The organism is Megamonas sp. (genome assembly GCF_986095205.1).
Genome location: NZ_CFQVBI010000066.1, coordinates 41,590 through 62,122, shown reverse-complemented (window position 1 = coordinate 62,122; position 20,533 = coordinate 41,590). Strand labels below are relative to the sequence as shown.

Annotated in this window: 18 protein-coding genes and 1 riboswitch; of the genes, 10 read left to right on the top strand and 8 right to left on the bottom strand. The window is 32.9% G+C overall.

All coding sequences use genetic code 11. The features are described from left to right. Positions 1–5: 5 nt before the first annotated feature. From ftsX to AC5LAX_RS09620, 3 genes are all read right to left on the bottom strand, one after another. Complete coding sequence (ftsX, locus tag AC5LAX_RS09630; RefSeq protein WP_288908959.1) at positions 6–893, bottom strand: permease-like cell division protein FtsX; 888 nt, start codon at positions 891–893, stop codon at positions 6–8. Then, the gene (gene ftsE / locus AC5LAX_RS09625; RefSeq protein WP_288908966.1) at positions 883–1,569 is read right to left on the bottom strand and encodes a cell division ATP-binding protein FtsE; all 687 of its coding nucleotides are present in this window, start codon (positions 1,567–1,569) and stop codon (positions 883–885) included. Before ftsE ends, ftsX begins: the two co-directional genes overlap by 11 nt. Positions 1,570–1,674: 105 nt before the next feature. Next, entirely contained in the window at positions 1,675–2,547 is an 873-nt protein-coding gene (locus AC5LAX_RS09620; RefSeq protein ID WP_008538304.1) for a methionyl aminopeptidase, read from the bottom strand. Positions 2,548–2,683: 136 nt separating this feature from the next. Between AC5LAX_RS09620 and AC5LAX_RS09615 the strand changes: the two genes are divergently transcribed. From AC5LAX_RS09615 to csaB, 7 genes are all read left to right on the top strand, one after another. Further along, positions 2,684–3,268 carry a YdeI/OmpD-associated family protein gene (locus AC5LAX_RS09615; RefSeq protein ID WP_270521303.1) on the top strand — a complete coding sequence of 195 codons (585 nt, stop codon included), beginning with the start codon at positions 2,684–2,686 and terminating at the stop codon, positions 3,266–3,268. A gap of 157 nt (positions 3,269–3,425) precedes the next feature. Then, positions 3,426–3,959 (top strand): ribosome hibernation-promoting factor, HPF/YfiA family, encoded by a 534-nt coding sequence (gene hpf, locus AC5LAX_RS09610; RefSeq protein ID WP_266286576.1) that lies wholly within the window; start codon positions 3,426–3,428, stop codon positions 3,957–3,959. Positions 3,960–4,233: 274 nt separating this feature from the next. After that, a complete protein-coding gene (gene secA, locus AC5LAX_RS09605; protein ID WP_008538299.1) occupies positions 4,234–6,744 on the top strand; it encodes a preprotein translocase subunit SecA in 2,511 nt (836 codons plus the stop codon). Between the two features lie 108 nt (positions 6,745–6,852). After that, positions 6,853–7,960, top strand: a protein-coding gene (prfB, locus tag AC5LAX_RS09600) for a peptide chain release factor 2 (protein ID WP_193525820.1) whose coding sequence is annotated in 2 segments (ribosomal slippage) — positions 6,853–6,921 and positions 6,923–7,960 — 1,107 coding nt in all. Because the reading frame shifts where the segments join, the coding sequence is not laid out codon by codon here. Positions 7,961–7,979: 19 nt separating this feature from the next. Beyond that, a complete protein-coding gene (locus tag AC5LAX_RS09595; RefSeq protein WP_193525821.1) occupies positions 7,980–8,669 on the top strand; it encodes an LmeA family phospholipid-binding protein in 690 nt (229 codons plus the stop codon). A 20-nt stretch (positions 8,670–8,689) separates the two neighbouring features. Beyond that, the gene (locus tag AC5LAX_RS09590) at positions 8,690–10,744 is read left to right on the top strand and encodes a DUF5693 family protein (RefSeq protein ID WP_288908957.1); all 2,055 of its coding nucleotides are present in this window, start codon (positions 8,690–8,692) and stop codon (positions 10,742–10,744) included. Beyond that, positions 10,737–11,834, top strand: a complete 1,098-nt coding sequence (gene csaB / locus AC5LAX_RS09585; protein WP_115151282.1) for a polysaccharide pyruvyl transferase CsaB — start codon at positions 10,737–10,739, stop codon at positions 11,832–11,834. The genes AC5LAX_RS09590 and csaB overlap by 8 nt, the downstream gene beginning before the upstream one ends. Positions 11,835–11,875: 41 nt before the next feature. Here csaB and dnaJ read toward each other — a convergent pair whose 3' ends face one another. The 4 genes from dnaJ to hrcA form a co-directional block, all read right to left on the bottom strand. After that, positions 11,876–13,030: a molecular chaperone DnaJ gene (dnaJ, locus tag AC5LAX_RS09580; protein WP_288908956.1), complete on the bottom strand. Its 1,155-nt coding sequence runs from the start codon at positions 13,028–13,030 to the stop codon at positions 11,876–11,878. Positions 13,031–13,139: 109 nt separating this feature from the next. Next, positions 13,140–14,987: a molecular chaperone DnaK gene (gene dnaK / locus AC5LAX_RS09575; RefSeq protein WP_288908954.1), complete on the bottom strand. Its 1,848-nt coding sequence runs from the start codon at positions 14,985–14,987 to the stop codon at positions 13,140–13,142. Positions 14,988–15,077: 90 nt separating this feature from the next. Beyond that, on the bottom strand, positions 15,078–15,656 hold the full coding sequence (gene grpE, locus AC5LAX_RS09570; protein ID WP_008538292.1) for a nucleotide exchange factor GrpE: 579 nt from the start codon (positions 15,654–15,656) through the stop codon (positions 15,078–15,080). Between the two features lie 46 nt (positions 15,657–15,702). Then, entirely contained in the window at positions 15,703–16,728 is a 1,026-nt protein-coding gene (gene hrcA, locus AC5LAX_RS09565; RefSeq protein WP_288908953.1) for a heat-inducible transcriptional repressor HrcA, read from the bottom strand. 251 nt (positions 16,729–16,979) lie between these two features. Further along, positions 16,980–17,137: riboswitch (cyclic di-AMP (ydaO/yuaA leader) on the top strand. A 6-nt stretch (positions 17,138–17,143) separates the two neighbouring features. On the opposite strand from hrcA, the gene AC5LAX_RS09560 reads away from it, so the two are divergent. The 3 genes from AC5LAX_RS09560 to AC5LAX_RS09550 all read left to right on the top strand — a co-directional run bounded on the left by AC5LAX_RS09560 (position 17,144) and on the right by AC5LAX_RS09550 (position 19,915). Next, positions 17,144–17,806 carry a C40 family peptidase gene (locus tag AC5LAX_RS09560; RefSeq protein ID WP_018998925.1) on the top strand — a complete coding sequence of 221 codons (663 nt, stop codon included), beginning with the start codon at positions 17,144–17,146 and terminating at the stop codon, positions 17,804–17,806. Positions 17,807–17,919: 113 nt separating this feature from the next. Further along, positions 17,920–19,347, top strand: coding sequence for a histidine kinase N-terminal domain-containing protein (locus AC5LAX_RS09555; protein ID WP_288908952.1), 1,428 nt, complete (start codon positions 17,920–17,922; stop codon positions 19,345–19,347). Beyond that, positions 19,340–19,915 (top strand): ANTAR domain-containing response regulator, encoded by a 576-nt coding sequence (locus AC5LAX_RS09550; RefSeq protein WP_117976802.1) that lies wholly within the window; start codon positions 19,340–19,342, stop codon positions 19,913–19,915. Before AC5LAX_RS09555 ends, AC5LAX_RS09550 begins: the two co-directional genes overlap by 8 nt. Positions 19,916–19,996: 81 nt before the next feature. On the opposite strand, the gene AC5LAX_RS09545 is transcribed toward AC5LAX_RS09550, so the two are convergent. Beyond that, complete coding sequence (locus AC5LAX_RS09545) at positions 19,997–20,371, bottom strand: MarR family winged helix-turn-helix transcriptional regulator (RefSeq protein WP_051081841.1); 375 nt, start codon at positions 20,369–20,371, stop codon at positions 19,997–19,999. Between the last annotated feature and the right edge of the window lie 162 nt (positions 20,372–20,533).

Sequence of the window (20,533 nt, the reverse complement as noted above, 5' to 3'; positions counted from 1 at the left end):
GCTCCTTAAACTTTTAGAAATCTTTTTAAAGAAATGGTACTGCCCAAAGCACCAATGATAATTCCTGCAACTAAGATAGCAAGGCTGATATAATCAATGAATGGGTGTTGCGGAATGAGTGGGAAAAATGCCATAGCTTCATAGATTTCTTGAGTAACTTGATTGTAGACTATATAAAGAAAAATAGTAGCTAAACCCCCACCGATAAAGCCAAGACAAATGCCTTCAAGAAGGAAAGGCCAGCGAATGAACCAGTCAGTTGCACCAACATATTTCATGATGGCTATTTCTTTTCTGCGAGCAAATACAGTGAGGCGTATTGTATTTGAAATGATAAAAATAGCAGCACCAGTCAATAGGATTATTAAAGCTACACCAATTAAGCGAATTAAGTGAGTCAGATTGAATAAATGATTGATGATATCCTGACTATAGGAAGCAGATTCTACGCTATCGAGAGCAGTTGCTGTATCAGCTATAGTTTTTACTTGCTGAGGAGAAGTAACGGTCAAAGAAAAAGAATCAGGTAGAGGATTGGTATCATCTAAAGCATCTAATAAAAATTGTTGGTCGCCTAGACGTTCTTTGAAATTTTCCATAGCTTCTTCACGAGTAGTGAATTTAATATCTTGTAATCCTTCTATTTTACTCAAAGTTTCTTTAGTTTCATCGATTTCTTCTTGGGATAAATCATCTTTCAAATATACGCTTATTTGTACTTGTGATTCTAATGTGTCTGCCATTTTATTTAAATTTAAAATGACGATAGAGAAAAAACCTAAGATAAATAAAGAAAGAACTACTGTAAAAATGGAAGCTAAAGTCATCCAAATGTTACGTTTAAAAGAGGTATAGACTTCTTTGATAAAATATTCACTTGTACTAAGTTTCATCACTATAACCTCCTTGAGCAACATCTCGAATAATTTGACCGTTTTCAATAGTTAATACGCGTCGTTGCATAGTATCTACGATTTCTTTATTATGAGTAGCCATGACGATTGTAGTACCAGCTTTATTGATGCGATAAAATATTTCCATGATACCCCATGTAGTTTCTGGATCAAGATTTCCTGTTGGTTCGTCAGCAATGACGATAGCAGGTTGATTAACGATAGCTCTAGCTATAGCTACACGTTGCTGTTCACCACCGGATAATTGATGAGGAAAACAATTATATTTATCTTTCAAACCTACGACATCTAAAACACTATTTACGCTATGTTGTATTAGACGGCGAGGTGCTTCGATAACTCGCATAGCAAAGGCAATATTTTCATAAACCGTTTTATCAGGTAAAAGGCGATAATCTTGGAAAACGATGCCTAGACTACGACGTAAATAAGGAATATCTTGTCGTTTCATTTTAGTGATATTATATCCATTGATGATAACTGTTCCAGAAGTAGGTAAGGTTTCATGTAAAAGCATGCGCATAAAGGTGGATTTACCAGCTCCACTTGGACCTACGATAAAAACAAATTCCCCTTTATGAATTTCTACATTTATATCATTTAAAGCTAGAGCATTATTTTCATATTTTTTAAATACTTTTTCCATACTAATAATTGGTTTATTAGTCATTACAAAACCCCTTTAATAAAATTTAAGCAATATTACAAAATGCTTCCTGTATTTGTAGCAGGAAGCATTTTTAGTTTAATAATTTGAGTATTAATCAGCAAGTATTTCTGTACCAGTTTCAGTGATTAATACAGTTTTTTCCCATTGTGCAGATAAAGAGCCATCTTTTGTATAGATTGTCCATTCATCTACTGGGTCTAAGACTACATGGCGAGCACCCATATTAATCATTGGTTCAACAGTTAAAACCATGCCAGGAACGAGAAGCATACCTGTATTTTTTTTACCAAAATGAGCTACGAATGGTTCCTCATGGAACTTTTTACCAACACCATGACCACCTAAATCTTCAACTACAGAATAACCGTGTTTATGTGCATGATGTTCAACAACAGCTCCGATATCACCAACAAAGCCCCATGGTTTAATAGCTTTAATACCGATTTCCATACATTCTTTAGTAACTTCTACTAACTTTCTTGCTTTATCAGAAACATTACCTATCATAAACATACGAGAAGCATCAGCATAATATCCATCAAGAATAGTAGTTACATCTACATTTACAATATCGCCATCTTTTAAAACGATATCACGACTAGGAATACCATGACAAACTACATTATTAATAGATACGCAGATACTTTTTGGATAGCCTTCATAATTTAAGCAAGCAGGAATACCGCCATGTTCAACGATATAATTATGTGCTAATAAATTGATAGTTTCTGTATCCATACCAGCACAAATTTTAGAAGCTATTAAATCAAGAGCCCCATTATTTATAATGCCACTTTTGCGAATACCTTCAATATCTTTTTCATTTTTTATAATATTGCGAGGTGGTCTTTTTTGACCTTTGAATGCCTTTAATTTAATGGAATTTAAGTGTTCGTCAAATTGTTTATGGCAGTCTTTATATGCTTTATTACTGCCACACCAACATAAATCAGTATCTAACATATTTTTATCTCTCCTATTCTATAGCATATTATAAAGCTTTTTAGTTAATTTGAACAGAATAAAATTACGTATAAATTATTATCTAGTGATGTATAATAAAATTTATTGAAAATAATCAAAATGGAGTATTTACAAGATGAAAGAAGTAAAACCTATAAATATATTAAAGGCTAAAAATAGAGAAGAATTAAGACTATGGCTAGAAAATAATTATGAAACACAAAAAGAATGTTGGGTGATAGTAAAACGAGGTAAGCCACAAAATGATGATACATTTTGGTATATAGATGCTGTGGAGGAAGCTTTGTGCTTTGGTTGGATAGATAGTACGGTAAAAAAACTTGATAATGGAATAACAATACAAAGATTATCTCCACGAAAAAAAGGCTCTATCTGGTCGGAATTGAATAAAGAACGTTGTCGAAGAATGGAAAAGTTAGGAAAAATGACACAAGCAGGTAAAAAAGTATTACCAGATATGTCGGAAAAGGGATTTAATATAGATATAGATATATTAGAAGCATTGAAAAAAGATGAGATGGTTTGGGCAAATTTCCATAAGTTTCCATCATTATATCAACGTGTACGCATAGATACTATTCAAATAAAAAAGAAAAATCCTCAATTATTTCAAAAAAGATTAGAAAAATTAATTGAAAATACAAAGAAAGGCATTATGTATGGAGAATGGAATGATAATGGAAGATTATTAAATTATTAGGCGAAAATACTGAGATATATAGATAATTAATTAGTATAAATCAGTAATGCATAAAATTTGTAAAAATTTTTTAAAATTTTTATAAAAAATAGAAGGAATAGAAATAGTAGTTGTAGAATATATATAATCAAAGATACAGAAAAGGGGATGAATGCATATGGCAACATTCACTATTAGAGGCAAAAACATTGAAGTCACTCCAGCACTTCGCGATTATGTAGAAAAGAAAGTAGGAAAAGTAACAAAATACTTCGATAATGTTGGAGAAATTACCGTCCTTCTTACAGTATCAAAAGACCGTCATATTGTAGAAGTTACTGTACCTGTTCAGGGAATTTTATTACGTGGACAGGAAGCAACAATGGATATGTATACATCTATTGATTTAGTTATCGAAAAAATTGAACGTCAGATTCGTAAATATAAAACTAAATTGGAAAAACGTTTCCGTGAAGGTAGTATCAGAACTGAAATGATGACTCCAACTGCAAAACCTGTTGAAGAAGATGAAGCAGTTGTTATTAAAACAAAACGTTTTGTGGTAAAACCTATGGATGTTCAAGAAGCTATTATGCAGATGAATTTATTAAACCATGATTTCTTCGTATATCGTGATGATAAAACTGAAGATGTTAACGTTGTTTACAAACGTAAAGATGGTAAATATGGTTTAATTGAGTCTGGTGTATAATATATTTTAGGTAGACAATAATACATTGAGATAAAATCGGGCTAAGTTAATTAGCTCGATTTTTTTATATAAATAAGTAAATAAAATAATGACTATCTTTGACTTATTAAGCATTGTTTGATAAAATTTGATGTAGTTTTATTTGTATATAATTTTTACATCTATAATATTTTAGTTTGTAGATAGTAAATTATCTTAGATTTTTTAGGATAAATAGATTTAGATGTTTTAGTTATACTACATTAAAATATGATTTTGTTAGGGGTTGAGATTTTTGTTCGGCTTTATTAAAAGATTTTTAGGCGATAATAATGAAAGTGAAATTCGCCGTATGCGCGGTATTGTAGAAAAAATAAACGCTTTAGAACCGCAAATGAAACAGCTGAGCGATGGCTCATTATATGGAAAAACAAGTGATTTTAAAGACCGTATAGCAAATGGTGAATCTTTAGATAGTATTTTGCCAGAAGCTTTCGCAACTGTTCGTGAAGCTTCTAGACGTGTGCTTGGTATGCGTCATTTTGATGTACAGATGATTGGTGGTATTTGCCTACATGAAGGTAAAATCGCTGAAATGCGTACAGGTGAAGGTAAAACATTAGTAGCTACATTAGCTGTATATTTAAATGCATTAACTGGTAAAGGCGTGCATATGATTACAGTTAATGATTACTTGGCAAAACGTGATAGCGAATGGATGGGTAGATTATATCGTTCTTTAGGATTAACAGTTGGTTTAATCACTCATGATATGGATTTCCCTTCTCGTAAATTTGCTTATAATTGCGATATTACTTTCGGTACAAATAATGAATTTGGTTTTGACTATTTAAGAGATAATATGGTTGTATCTAAAGAACAGATGGTACAACGTGAATTAAATTATGCTATCATCGATGAAGTGGATAGTATTTTAATTGATGAAGCTAGAACACCACTTATTATTTCTGGTCCTGGTGCAAAATCTACTGATATGTATGCTATCATGGCAAAAGCTGTAGCAAATTTAAAAGAAGGAGAAGATTATGTTTTAAATGAAAAAGAAAAGACAGTTTCTCCTAATGATTCTGCTGTAGCAAAAGTAGAAAAAGCATTAAATATTAAAAACTTATATGATAGTGCTAATATAGAAATGTCTCATTGCTTTACACAAGCACTTCGTGCCAAAGCAATGATGAAACGCGACCGCGATTATGTTGTTCGTGATGGTGAAATCGTCATTGTCGATGAATTTACAGGTCGTTTGATGTTTGGTAGACGTTATTCTGAAGGTTTACATCAAGCTATTGAAGCTAAAGAAGGTGTAAAAATTCAGCGTGAATCTCAAACTTTAGCAACAATTACTTTCCAGAATTATTTCCGTATGTATGAAAAATTAGCTGGTATGACAGGTACAGCAAAAACAGAGGAAAATGAATTCTTAAAGATTTATAAATTACCAGTAATTGTAGTACCTACAAATAAACCTATTAAACGTATTGATTATCCTGATGTTATTTATAAAACTAAAAAAGCTAAAATGAAAGCAGTAATCAATACAATAAAAGAATGTCATGCTAAAGGTCAGCCAGTCTTAGTAGGTACAACTTCTATCGTTCAATCTGAAGAAGTAAGTGCACAATTGAAAAGACAAGGTATAGACCATAAAGTATTAAATGCTAAATATCATGAAATGGAAGCTGAAATCATTAAAGATGCAGGTCAAAAAGGTGCTGTAACTATTGCTACTAATATGGCTGGTCGTGGTACAGATATTAGCTTAGGTGAAGGCGTAGCAGAAGTTGGCGGTCTTTATGTAATTGGTACAGAACGTCATGAATCTCGTCGTATTGATAATCAGTTACGTGGTCGTGCTGGTCGTCAAGGTGACCCAGGTGCATCACGTTTCTTCTTATCCTTAGAAGATGATTTAATGCGTCTATTTGGTTCTGATAATATCGCCAATATCATGGAAAAACTTGGCATGGGTGAAGATGATCCAATTGAACATAAATTAGTTACTCGTTCCATTGAACAGGCACAGAAAAAAGTTGAAGCACGTAACTTCGATATTCGTAAACATGTCATTGAATATGATGATGTCATGAATCAACAGCGTGAAGTTATTTATGACCAACGTCGTAAGATTTTACTTGGTGAAAATCTCTATGAAAATATCATTGAAATGGTTAAACGTATAATTGACAGTCAGATGGATAGATATGCTAATGAAAAACTTTATCCAGAAGAATGGACATTAGATGGTTTAATCCAAGAAGCAGAAGATATTTATGCACCAAAAGGAACTCTAGTAAAAGAACAATTAGAAGCGATGAGTCGTGATGAATTAAAAGAAACTTTATATAAAGTAGCTAAAGATAATTATGATAATCGTGAAAAATTATTCGGCAGTGAAGTAATGCGTGATTTAGAACGCATCATTATGCTTAAAGTTGTAGATAATAAATGGATGGAACATTTAGATCATATGGATATGCTTCGTGAAGGTATTAGCTTGCGTGCTTATGGTCAAAGAAATCCATTAGTTGAATATAAAATTGAAGGTCATGATATGTTCCAAGCAATGATTGATAATATTCAAGAAGATATTGCAAAATTGATGTATCGTGTAAATGTTGTTCGTGAACAACCACAGCCAGAAGACCGTTTGAAAAATGCAACTGTAAATCATGGTGAAAGTATTTCTAAATCTCCACAGGCAAAAAGCAATAATATAGGTAGAAATGACCTTTGTCCTTGTGGTAGCGGTAAAAAATATAAAAACTGTTGTGGCAAAAATAAATAATTAATATATAATGATAAGGAAAAGCTCTATTTTTATTCAATTTAATAGAGCTTTTGCCTATAAATAATTTTATTTATTTTAGTTAAAAATAAAAAAGGAAGTGAAATGATGCTAGAAGATTTACACACTACGATTGTAGCGATAGAAAAAAAGCTCACTGAAATGGGGGATTCACTTTGACATCGCTCGCAAAGAAGAAAAAATTGCTGAGCTAGAATATAAAATGGGTGAACCTACTTTTTGGGACGATCCAGACCAAGCCCAAAAAATCACTCAAGAATTAAATGGTGTCAAAGCAGGTGTAGACAAATACAAAAACATTCTCCATAAATTTGAAGAAATGCAGATTTTATGGGAAATGGGCATGGAAGATAAAGATGAAACTGTTTGCAATGATGTAGAAGCAGAGATAAAAGAAATCAATGAAGCTATAGAACAGTTAGAATTAGAATTGTTATTATCAGGGAAATATGATGCTAATAATGCAATTTTGACGCTACATGCAGGTGCTGGCGGAACAGAAGCACAAGACTGGACACAGATGTTATTACGCATGTATGGACGTTGGGCAGAACGCAATGGCTTTAGCGTAGAAACAGCAGATTTATTGCCAGGTGATGAAGCTGGGGTAAAATCTGTTACTTTATTGATTAAAGGTCATAATGCTTATGGCTATTTAAAATCAGAAAAAGGTGTTCATCGTTTAGTTAGAATTTCTCCATTTGATGCAAACTCTCGTAGACATACATCTTTCTCTGCTTGTGATGTTATGCCAGAAATTGATGATGATGTAGAAGTGGATATCAATATGGCTGATGTACGTGTAGATACTTATCGTGCAAGTGGTGCAGGTGGACAGCATATCAATAAAACTGACTCTGCTGTACGTATGACACATATTCCAACAGGTGTTGTAGCACAATGTCAAAGTGAACGTTCTCAGTTGCAAAACCGTGAACAATGTTTGCGTTTACTTCGTGCTAGACTCTTTGAACTTGAAATGGAAAAGAAAGAAAAAGAACTTGCAGCACTTGAAGGTGACCAGCAAAAAATTGAATGGGGTAGCCAGATTCGCTCTTATGTATTCCACCCATATAATTTAGTAAAAGACCATAGAACGAATACAGAAACAAGTGATACACAAGGCGTAATGGACGGAGATATCAATAAATTTATTGAATCTTATTTACATGCAAAAGCTAATCATATAATTTAAAATACGAGGTATCTTGAATTTGCGAAAATTATTAATAGGTTTAATCCTTGTAGTTGTAATAGCATTGGCAGGTGCAACTTATATATTACCAACATATATAAGTAATCAAATATCTGGACGCATAGAAAGAAGTTTGCAAACTGATTCTGTTAGTGCCAATATAGAAACATCACCTAGCTTTATGATGCTATTTGGTCAAGTAGATAATATAGATATTGAAGCTACAAATATAAAATTAGATAAAGTAAATTTAAATGAGTTATCTTTAAAGGGCGAAAATATAGAGATTAGCGTACAAGATTTATTATTAGCTCGTAGATTGGTGATAAATTCAGCTGATAATTTGACAATAACAGGTCTAATTGATGAAAATAATTTAGCCCAATTATTAGCAAAAGAAGTAGATAAAATTTCTGATATAGCAGTAAAAATTACACCTGATAATGTTGAAGCTACAGGAAAAATTTCTTTCTTAGGGCAAGAAGCAACTATCAATGTAAAAGGTATTATTGTAGTGGAAGGAAAAAATTTACTTTTCCGCATTACAGATGCTAATACAGAAAATAGATTGTTTGGTAAAATTGGTATAAGTTTCACTAAAGATATATTCTTAGTTTCAACAGATAAATTACCATTAGAAGGTGCAAAATTTACTAGAGTAGAACAGCAAAATGGTCAAGTACTTATTGAAGCAAGTATCAATAAGTAATAAGTAAGGTGGAATAGAGATTGACAAAGTTTAAATATAATCGTTTGTTGATTGTTTGTATAATAATTGGCCTAATAGCTGCTATTGGTGTAAATATTCAACGTAATAGTGTAGAAAAAGCAAATATGACAGTGGATTTAGCCATTGATTATGAAGATATGGTTAAATTAGCTCAATTAGAAGGAATGCCAGTAGAGGAAGTATTATCTCAAGCAAAACAGGCAGGTATCTCTTCACTTGCTGTATATGAAACTACATTTGAAAAATTGAATAAAAATGGCAAAGCTATGGCTATTGCAGGCAGTTCTGTACTAGAAAATTATTATAGTGGAACTTTAAGTGATCCTGCATGGCGTACTTTAGTTCAGCAAGGTACTATAAAAGCTGACGAAGTATATGTTGTAGGACATGATAAGCAAACATATACAGAAGTAAAAGAAGATTTATTTAGACGCTTAGGCAAAGAGAGAGTAAATGTTCTAGATTTAGGAAATCAAGAAATATTAGCAGTAAAAGCTAATTATACAGAGTTATTAAAAATGAATTTAGGTATGCCAACTGATGAAATGAAGGCTGTTAATGATGCAGGTTTTTATGTGTTGGCTAGACCTAGTAATTATAAAAATGTAACAGATGATGATATCAATGCAGTTTTTGACCGTTTAAAGGATTTCAAAATATCAGAAATAGTATTTTCTGGTTCTGAAACATTAGGTGGTTTGCATAATACTGAGCGTACTATTGAGTTGATGAAAGAAAGAGATATCACTCTTGGTATGATTGAACATGTTACACAATTGCAATTTTATCCACAAGATGGTCTATATGATATTGCTAGAGGTTTAGATTATAAAGTCGCTAGATTATATACTATACCAAAAGATGAACAGCCAAAATTGAAAATGGATGTAGCTGTTGAGCGTTGGGCAAATACTGATGAAGAACGTAATATACGTATAGATTTAATGCGTATTTATGAAAAACCTGAAGGTGATATGTCTCTATTAGCTACAAATATGAAATATATTTCAGATACAAAAGCAAAACTTGAATCTAAAGGTTTTAATATTGGACCTGCTAGTCATTTTGAGCCATTTTTTGGCAATAGAATTTTGCAAGTTATAATGCTTTTAGGTATTTGTAGTGCTTGTGTATTGTATATTTCTTTGGTTTACCCAAGCTTGTCAAATAAAAAACAGTATATTTTATTAGCAATTTGCTTTGTAATAACAGCTGTTCCAGTATTGATAGGAAAAGGCTCTACAATTCGTATAATGGCTGCTTTAGCTGCGGCAAATGTTTTCCCTGCTATTGGTATGATAAGTCAATTAGATGTAATTCGTAGAAATCGTCTAATTGGTAAATTAAAATTTGGTCCATTATTATTAAAAGCAGTGAAGGCTATTGTCTGTGCAAGTGTTGTTTCTATGATGGGGGCAATGTTCTTATCTGGTATTTTATCTGATGTAGAATTCTTCTTGGAAATGAGTATTTTCCGTGGTATCAAGTTAACATTTGTATTGCCAATTATTTTAGTGGCTATAGCCTTTATGCAACGTTTTGATATATTCGGTGATAATTTATTAACACCACCAGCTTTTAAAGAACAGGCTAAACGTATATTGAATATGACTGTATCTGTAAAAGCTTTAGTAGGATTTTTGATAGCTATGATTGTAGCTGTTATCTTTATCGGTCGTTCCGGTCATACAGCTGGCGTTCCTGTTCCTGGCATAGAATTGAAAATAAGAGCTTTCTTAGAACAAGCGTTTTATGCAAGACCTCGTTCAAAAGAAATTTTTATTGGTCATCCAGCGTTTATAATAATGATCATGGCATGGTATCGTAAGTGGCCAGCAGCTATCTTCTTTATTTTATCTATAGTAGCGACTATTGGACAAGGTTCTATGGTAGAAACTTTTGCACATATGCGTACGCCGGTATTTATGTCATTAATGAGAGGTTTTGATGGTGCTTTATGGGGTGCTGTCATAGGCTGTGTTGTCATGGGTGCATTGTATTTATGGCAATATATTGCATCTTCAACAGATAGGAGTAAGTCTTTGAATGAATAATATTGTAATTTCTGGGTATTATGGTTCTAAAAATGCAGGCGATGAAGCGATGCTATCTGCAATGTTAGAAGTATTCTCAGAGCTTAATCCAAAACTTCATATTACAGTTATTTCATCAGACCCAGAATATACAAGAAAACGCCATAGTGTTGATGCAGTTAATTGGTTAAATGTAGTAGATATTTTGAAAGTGTTGAAAAAGGCGGATTTACTTATAAGTGGTGGTGGTAGCTTATTACAAAATGTAACTAGCGGTCGAAGCTTATATTATTATATGGGTGTATTATTTTTAGCTAAATTAGTTCATACACCGATAATGTTATATGCTCAAGGTATTGGCCCTATTTATGGTAAATTCGCAAGACGCTTGATGAGATGGTTTGGCAATCATAGTGCGTTGATTACAGTTCGCGATAAAGATTCATTAAAAGAATTGGATATGCTTAAGATTGTAAAACCACCGATAAAAGCTACAGCAGATCCAGTGTTAGCAATAAATGCAGTAGATAAAAAAAGTGGGCGAGAGATTTTTAAGAAATCACATATTTCACTCACTAAGCCGATAATTGGTATATCTGTGCGTGAATGGCGTGAATGGCAACATTATAAAGACGTCTTAGCAGAAGTGGCTGATGAAGCAGTAACGAAATTAAATGCTCAGATTGTTTTTATGCCAATGCAATATCCAGAAGATGTAAAGGCTGCTAAAAAAATTGTAGCTAAAATGAAACAGCCGGCATGTATCTTGAAAGAAGATTTTACAACAAGGGAATTAATGTCATTAGTAGGAAACATGGATTTAATGATTGGCATTCGCCTTCATGCATTGATTTTTGCAGGTGTGATGGGCACGCCAATGATAGGTATATCATATGATCCTAAAATTGATAGATTTTTAAAATCCATTGATGAAGATGTTGTAGGCGATTTAGAGAATGTAACAGTGGAAGCTTTGATGCAAGAAATTAATGCTAAATGGAATAATAAAGAAATATATCGCAATCAGAATTTGAAACGAATGGCTAAATTGCGTAGTTTAGCAAGGTCAAATGCGGAAATGGCTTTAGAATTTATAGATAAAAATAAATAATAAAAAATGACTCCTAGTTATAATTACTAGGAGTCATTTTTTTATTTAAAGAGATTTTTTAAAGTCTTAAAGAAGCTTTCTTGTTCTGGATTTGCTTTATCATTTTTAATACCAGCAAATTCACGAAGAAGTTCTTTTTGTCTGTCAGTAAGTTTTTGTGGAGTTAAAACTTTAATGCGAACATGTTGATCGCCACGACCAGAACCGCGAAGGAATGGAATACCTTTTCCTTTTAAGCGCATTATTGTACCAGACTGAATACCAGCTGGTATTTTCATTTCTACTTTACCATCAAGAGTTGGTACTTCTATAGTATCGCCTAAGGAAGCTTGTACAAAAGTGATAGGAACTTCGCAGATGATTTCAGTGCCTTCACGTTTGAAGAATTTATGGTCTTTTACTGTGATATATACATATAAATCACCAGTAGATCCACCACGAACACCTGCTTCACCTTCACCAGCTACGCGGATACGATTTCCAGTATCTACGCCAGCAGGGATTTTAACTTCAACTTTAGAGCGAACAGATTTAACACCTTTACCATTACAATCTTTACATGGTGTTTTAACGATTTCACCTGTACCACTGCAACGGGAACAAGTACGCTGATTTACCATGCGACCAAATGGTGTATTTTGAGTGAATTGTACTTGACCTGTACCATGGCAATCAGGGCAAGTTTCAGGATGGGTACCAGCAGCAGCACCTGTACCATTACAACTAGAACATTTTTCTGTACGAGGAATATTGAGTTCTACTGTTTTACCAAATGCAGCTTCTTCAAAGGAAATAGATAAATTATAGCGTAAATCAGAACCACGTTCTGGGCCACGACGACGAGCAGAGCCGCCACCACCATTGCCAAAGAACATGTCAAAGATATCGCCAAAACCTTCTCCACCAAAGCCACCTTGACCAAAACCGCCGAACCCGCCAAAGCCACCGCCAGCTCCACCAGTACCATCAAAAGCTGCATGACCAAATTGATCATATTGAGCTTTTTTCTGTGGATTGGATAAAACCTCATAAGCTTCATTTACTTCTTTGAATTTTTCTTCGGCTTCTTTAGGATTATCACGATTGAGGTCAGGGTGATATTTTCGAGCCATTTTTTTGTAGGCTTTTTTTATTTCTGCTTCTGTAGCATTTTTACTTACGCCTAAGACTTCATAATAATCGCGTTTTGTACTCACTTTGCACCACCTAAACCTAAATAAAGATTTTATGCTTAATTGACATAACTCCAGCTAAGGATTAACTGGAGTTATGTGCATCGAATTTCTTATATTAATTAAACTTAAATTATTTATCAGTTACATCTTTAAAATCAGCGTCAACAACATTGTCATCATCTTTTGTCTGAGTCTGTTGCTGTGCATTAGCACCTGCTCCGCCAGCTTGCTGTTGAGCTTGCTGAGCCTGCTGATATGCAGCTGCGCTTAATTCATAAAGAGGTTTTTGTAATTCTTCCATAGCTTTTTTGATTGCTTCGATATCTGTACCTTTGAGAGCATTTTTAACGCCTTCAATACCATCTTTTACTTTAGCTACAGTATTAGCATCAGCTTTATCGCCTAAATCTTTGATTACTTTTTCAGCTTGGAATACTAAAGAATCAGCATTATTTCTAGTTTCTACTTCTTCTTTACGTTTTTTATCTTCAGCTTCATGAGCTTGAGCTTCTTTAACCATACGGTCGATATCTTCTTTACTCATACCGCTATCAGATTGAATAGTGATATTTTGTTCTTTACCAGTACCGAGGTCTTTTGCAGATACATGAACGATACCGTTAGCATCGATATCGAATTTAACTTCGATCTGAGGAACTCCTCTTGGAGCTGGTGGAATATCTGTTAAATCAAAACGACCGAGAGTTTTGTTGTCTGCTGCCATTTCACGTTCACCTTGAAGAACATGAATGCTAACTGCAGGCTGATTATCAGCCGCTGTAGAGAATACTTGGCTCTTAGAAGTAGGGATAGTAGTATTTCTTTCAATAATTCTTGTGCAAATACCACCTAATGTTTCAATACCTAAGGAAAGTGGAGTTACATCAAGAAGTAATACGTCTTTAACTTCACCAGCTAAGATACCAGCTTGAATAGCTGCACCTACTGCAACGCATTCATCAGGGTTTACACCATGATTTGGTTCTTTACCAAGATATTTTCTAATAGCTTCTTGAACAGCAGGGATACGGCTAGAACCACCAACTAAGATGATTTTGTCGATTTCAGAAACGGATAAACCAGCATCAGCCATAGCTTTACGAGTTGGTTCGATTGTAGCTTCAACAAGATCTGCTGTTAATTCATCAAATTTTGCACGAGTAAGAGTTAAATCTAAGTGTTTTGGACCTGTTGCATCAGCAGTGATGAATGGTAAGTTGATATTTGTAGAAGTCATGCTGGAAAGTTCGATTTTTGCTTTTTCAGCAGCTTCGATAAGACGCTGAGCACTCATTTTATCTTGAGATAAGTCAATGCCGTTGGATTTTTTGAATTCTTCTACCATCCAATTCATTACTGCATGGTCAAAGTCATCGCCACCTAAATGAGTATTACCATTAGTGGATTTTACTTCAAATACACCATCACCAAGTTCAAGGATAGATACATCGAATGTACCGCCACCTAAGTCGAATACTAAGATTGTACCATCTTCACCTTTATCAAGACCATAAGCAAGAGCAGCAGCAGTTGGTTCGTTTACGATACGAAGAACATCAAGACCTGCGATTTTACCAGCATCTTTAGTTGCTTGACGTTGGCTATCGTTGAAGTAAGCAGGAACAGTGATAACTGCTTGAGTTACTTTTTCGCCAAGATATTTTTCTGCATCAGCTTTTAATTTTTGAAGAATCATAGCAGAAATTTCTGGTGGAGTATAAGATTTACCATCAATATTTACTTTATAATTAACTTCGCCCATATGACGTTTGATTGAAGCGATTGTTCTATCTGGATTGGAAACGGCTTGACGTTTTGCAAGTTGACCTACAAGACGTTCACCATCTTTTGTGAAACCTACAACTGAAGGAGTAAGTCTGCTACCTTCTGGGTTTGTAATAACTGTAGATTCGCCACCTTCCATAACAGCGACTACAGAGTTAGTAGTACCTAAGTCAATACCAATTACTTTGGACATTATAAATTCCTCCTAAAAACATCTATATATAAATATAAGTGTTATGCAATTTAATAAAATATTTTATATTAATTATAGTTAATTAAATGATTAATTAGCTACAACTTTTACCATACTTGGGCGAATTACTCGACCTTGTACCATATAACCTTTTTGGAATTCTTCTTCGATGGTATCATCTTCTTTTTCAGGATCTTGAACGCGCATTACAGCTTGGTGGAAATTCGGATCAAATTTTTCACCAGCAGCTTTAATAACTTCAAGACCATTTTTCTTCAAAGATTCCATTAATTGGTTGTAAACCATGGAAATTCCATCGTGAAGAGGTGTACCAGCAGCTCCTTCAACAGCTAAAGCACGTTCAAAATTATCAATGATAGGTAATAAATCTTTAATTAATCCTTGAAGTACTACACTAGATAATTCTTCACGTTCTTTTTCATTGCGACGACGGAAGTTTGCAAAATCAGCTTGCAATCTTTTATAGTGGTCTTCGCTTTGCTGTAATAATTCTTTTTGAGCTTCAAGTTCTTTTTTTATTGTATCAAAAGTTGCTTCATCATTTTCTACAGCAGTCTCATTAGTAGTTTCTTCTACTGTTTCTTTAACTTCATTATCAGAAGTCGTTTCAGTCTGCATAGTTTCTTTAGTTTCTTCTGGAGTAGCCATGAATCAACCACCTTCTTATAATAATAAATAGTTTAATCTTTATAGATTACAAATGAAATCTATGGAAAATATCAGCAAGATTAGCATTCATAAATTTTAATAAAGAAATTATTTTACCATAATCCATACGTGTTGGACCTAAAACAGCTAATGTGGCAATTGGTTTACCATCTAAATGATATGTGGCACTGATAATACTGCAATCTTTAATATCATTATATTTATTTTCTTGACCAATGGTAACAGCTAAACTTTCATCTTTTTGTGCATGTAAAATGTCATATAAAAGCTGTTTTTCTTCAAACATAGATAAAAGTTTTTTTACTTTATCTATATTATGAAATTCAGGCTGTTCCATCAATTCTCTAGCACCACCTAGATAAAGTCGTTCTTGCTTATCTTTGACTAATGCTTCATCTATAATATTAATGATAGCATTGAAAACTGTGGAATTAACAGTTTCACCGCGAATTTTGCGAATTGATGCCATACTAATATCTGATAGACGCTTACCTTTGAGATAATGATTAAAGATACTAGCGATATTATCAAAATCCTCAAAAGAAACACCACTTGGAATATCGATAATTTTATTATCAATAAAACCAGCATCTGTCATGATGACAGCTATTACTTGATGTTCATTAAGTGGTAAAAATCGCAAATACTGAAAAGCTGTTTGCGTTAATTGTGGAGCTAAAACTAAAGATACATTTTTTGTCAGTTGAGAGATTATACGTGAAGTTTCACGGAAAATTTCTTCAACAGAACGTACTTTAGTAGCATACCAATTATTGATAAGAGATATCTCATTCTCCGACATTTGTTCTAATGTTAATAAGTCATCAACATAAAAACGATAACCTTTTGATGAGGGGATACGCCCAGATGAGGTATGGAGATGCTTGATATAACCAAGTGTCTCTAAATCTGCCATTTCATTACGAATTGTCGCAGGGCTAATTCCCAAACTATATTTCTTAGCAATTGTTCGGGAGCCTATTGGCTCTGCAGTAGATATATAGTCATCTACAATGGCTCGGAGAATGCGTTGCTTTCTTTCATCTAGCATTTCTTTCACCCCTATTGTTAGCACTCTATAATAGTGAGTGCTAACTTCTAATTAAGAATGTATCACTATTTAGACAAAATGTCAATGTCTTTTGTTTAATTAAATAAAAAATTTCTTAAGTATAATGAAAACAGTTGAAATTAGTTTAATTATTATATAGGAACTAAACTAAATGATAAAAATTATTGATTATAGGTTGAGGTTTTTAATAAAATAGTGTAGAATATAAATTATGAGCGTAATAAAAAAATAAAAATAGAAAGCCGAATCCAGCTCAGGAGCGGGAGAACCAATTTTTTGGGGTGAATCTAATTTGTTTTGGTAGAATTTACTGAAATTTTAGATGGATAGTCTTTCCTTCTCTGTCCTAACCCGTCAGCTAACCTCGTAGGCGATTTTGAGAGGAGTCTTTTTTTTGAGTAAAGTTGTCCGTGTTTTAGTTTTATCTTTGTGTTTGATCTGTATGAGTGCTATTGCTAGCGCATCTTCTTTCCGTTTAGGAGACCAAGGTGCAGAAATCGCTGAAATTCAAGCAGCATTGGCAAGTCAGGGTTATGATGTAACAGCAGATGGAGATTTCGGTCCAGCTACACAAGCTGCAGTGGCAGCATTCCAATCAGCTAATGGTTTGGATAATGATGGTTTAGTTGGCGCTATGACATATCAAGCATTGATGGGACGTAACATGCCTGTAGTAAGCCGTAGTTCTAATTACATTGCAAAACGTATCATTAATTCATCTTTGAATTATATTGGCGTGCCATATGTATTTGGTGGTACAACTCCAAGCGGTTTTGATTGCTCTGGTTTTACGCGTTATGTTTTTGCTACAGCTGGTATTTCTCTTCCACGTACAGCAGATGTACAATTTGAAATAGGTACACCAGTATCTTATGATAACCTTATGCCTGGTGATTTAGTATTTTTCTCTACTTATACTTATGGAGCATCTCATGTAGGTATCTATATGGGTGATGGTAACTTTATTAATGCTTCTTCTAGCCGTGGAGTAGTTGTCGATTCTTTAAGTAGTTCTTATTGGGCATCTTGCTATATTGGAGCACGTAGAGTTTTATAATTACATAAATTAAATTAAACATAATTTAATTTAATACAAAGGAGACGATAGGTCTCCTTTTTTCTTTATAAAATTTAATAAAAGAATAAAATAAAGAAAGTGAAGTGAAAATAATGTCTTTTTTAAATAATTGTAGACAATTTACTAATTTATCCGCTATGAAAGCTAATTTTTTGCAAAAGATTAATGCTGCATTACCTTTAGTTGCTGATTTAGTGCATGCACATGTAGCTATGTATACATTTTCTAAAAAAGAAAATTATTTTACGGTTATATCTGAATTTGAACCACATACTACATATAATCCAATAAAACATTCACTAATAGGAAAAGAAATTCCTAAAGTACAAGAACCTTTAATCGAAAAAAGTATTAAATTTAAATCAAAATATGAAGGTCAAAGAGAATTAGATTTTGGTAAATTCCATCAAATGTATACTATACCAATTGTCGTTGATTATGAAGTAATAGCTGTTATTTGTTTTGAAATAAATTATGAAGATGCACAAACAAGAGGTTTTACTCGTCTTTTGAAAACTGCTTTTATTATTTTGGAAAATGCACCTAAAAAAACAGATAATAAAATGTATAGATCAATTTCTTCGCGTGATGGTATTATCATTACAGATAAAAACGAACGCATTATTTTTGCTAATATGGTAGCTTCTAGAATATATCATGTTTTAGGTGTTAGTAATTTATTAGGTTGTCATCTTTTTGATAGACAGTTGACTTTGCATATTAAAAAAGAAACTATTTTACCAAGATGCCCTTATGAAAAAGAGATTGAAGTTGGCAATTTAGTATTAATTAGAAGAGATATTCCAATAAATGAAGCAGGAAATTTATTGACACGTATAGTGATTTTATCTGATGTTACTGAAATTCGAAAAAAAGATAAAGAATTAAAAATAAAATCAGCTGTGATACAAGAAATACATCATCGTGTAAAAAATAATTTACAAACGATTGCTAGTTTGCTTAGATTACAGGCTAGACGTTCAAATTCAATGGAAGTAAAAGAGGCTTTGAGAGAAAGTGTAAATCGTATTTTAAGTATATCAGTTGTACATGAATTTTTATCACAACAAGGTGATGAAAATATAGATGTAATGGAAGTAACAAAAAATATTTTGCAATTAATCCAGCAAAATATGTTAGATAGTCATTTTAAACTGGAGACAGAATTCATTGGAGAGACAATAATTTTACCATCAAAACAAGCTAGTAATTTAGCTTTGATCATAAATGAATTGATTTTAAATTCAATTGAGCATGGATTTTTAGGCAGAAATTATGGTAAAATTGGTCTTAAAATAAGTCAAAGTGATGAAGCCTATATAATAGAATTGTATGACAATGGTAATGGTTTACCAGAGAATTTTTCTGATTTACCGACAAAATCTTTAGGACTTCAAATTGTGAGAACCTTAATTGAAGGAGATATGAATGGTTCTTTTGACTTATATAATGATAATGGGGTTCATGCCAAGATAGCTATTCCCTATAAATTTTTAATGGAGAGTGAAGTGGATGTCTAAGTTAAAAATTGTGATTGCTGATAATGAGTCGATTATTCGTATGGATTTGAAAGAAATGTTAGAAGAAGCTGGGCATGAAGTCGTTGGAGAATGTTTTAATGGATTAAAGGCTATAGAATTAACGCAGCGATTAAAACCTGATTTAGTGATTATGGATATAAAAATGCCAGAAATGGATGGGATTACAGCTGCAAAGAAAATTTCTGACCAAAAATTAGCTCCTGTTATTTTGCTTACAGCTTTTAGCCAAAAAGACATTGTAGAAAAAGCTAAGAATTCAGGTGTTCTAGCTTATTTGGTAAAACCAATAAAGCCAAGTAATTTGTTTCCAGCAATAGAAATTGCACTATCTAGATTTAATGAGATTAAACAATTAGAAAGTGAATTAGATGATATAAAAAATTCACTAGAAATGAGAAAATTATTAGATAGAGCAAAAGGTATTTTGATGGATGCTTATAATTTGTCTGAAAGTGAAGCTTATCGTAGAATACAAAAATATAGTATGGCAAAACGAAAAACAATAAAAGAAGTTGCACAATCAATTATTCGCGCAGCTACAAAATGATAAATAAAAAGGGCATTAACTTTTATAAGATAATGCCCTTCTTTATTATTTATACTATTTATGATAATTATGTTTTAAAAGTTAAATGTCATCATTGACTTTATTTTTTATTTTGCTCAATAAATCCATTAGTATTTTTTGTTCTTCTACATTGACAGCTTCTAATACTCGGCGACAATTTTGAGCGATAACTTCAAACCATTCATTATATTGTTCAATCGCCAATGGTGTGAGATAAATATATTTTTCGCGTTTATCTTCACCACTTTGACGCATGATAAGATTTTTTTTCATCAGCTGACGAATTGTTTTAGAGATTGCAGCAGGTTCAATATTTAAATAGTTAGCAAGTGCTGTCTGTGTCATAGTGCCTTGATCGTGAATTGTTTTTAAAATAGTCCATTCAGAACCATAGATATTTGTACTGTATAATGCACGGTTTACACTTTTTGACATAGCACGTGTTGTTTGATATAGTTGATGAACTAATTCGTCTGTCTGTTGAATTGTTTCTAGAGAAATTTCGATGATAATCCCCTCCTTATATACTGTTATAACAAATAATAGATATTTTTACAATGAAAATTAATGAAGAAATTAACGATGATTTTGTTATAT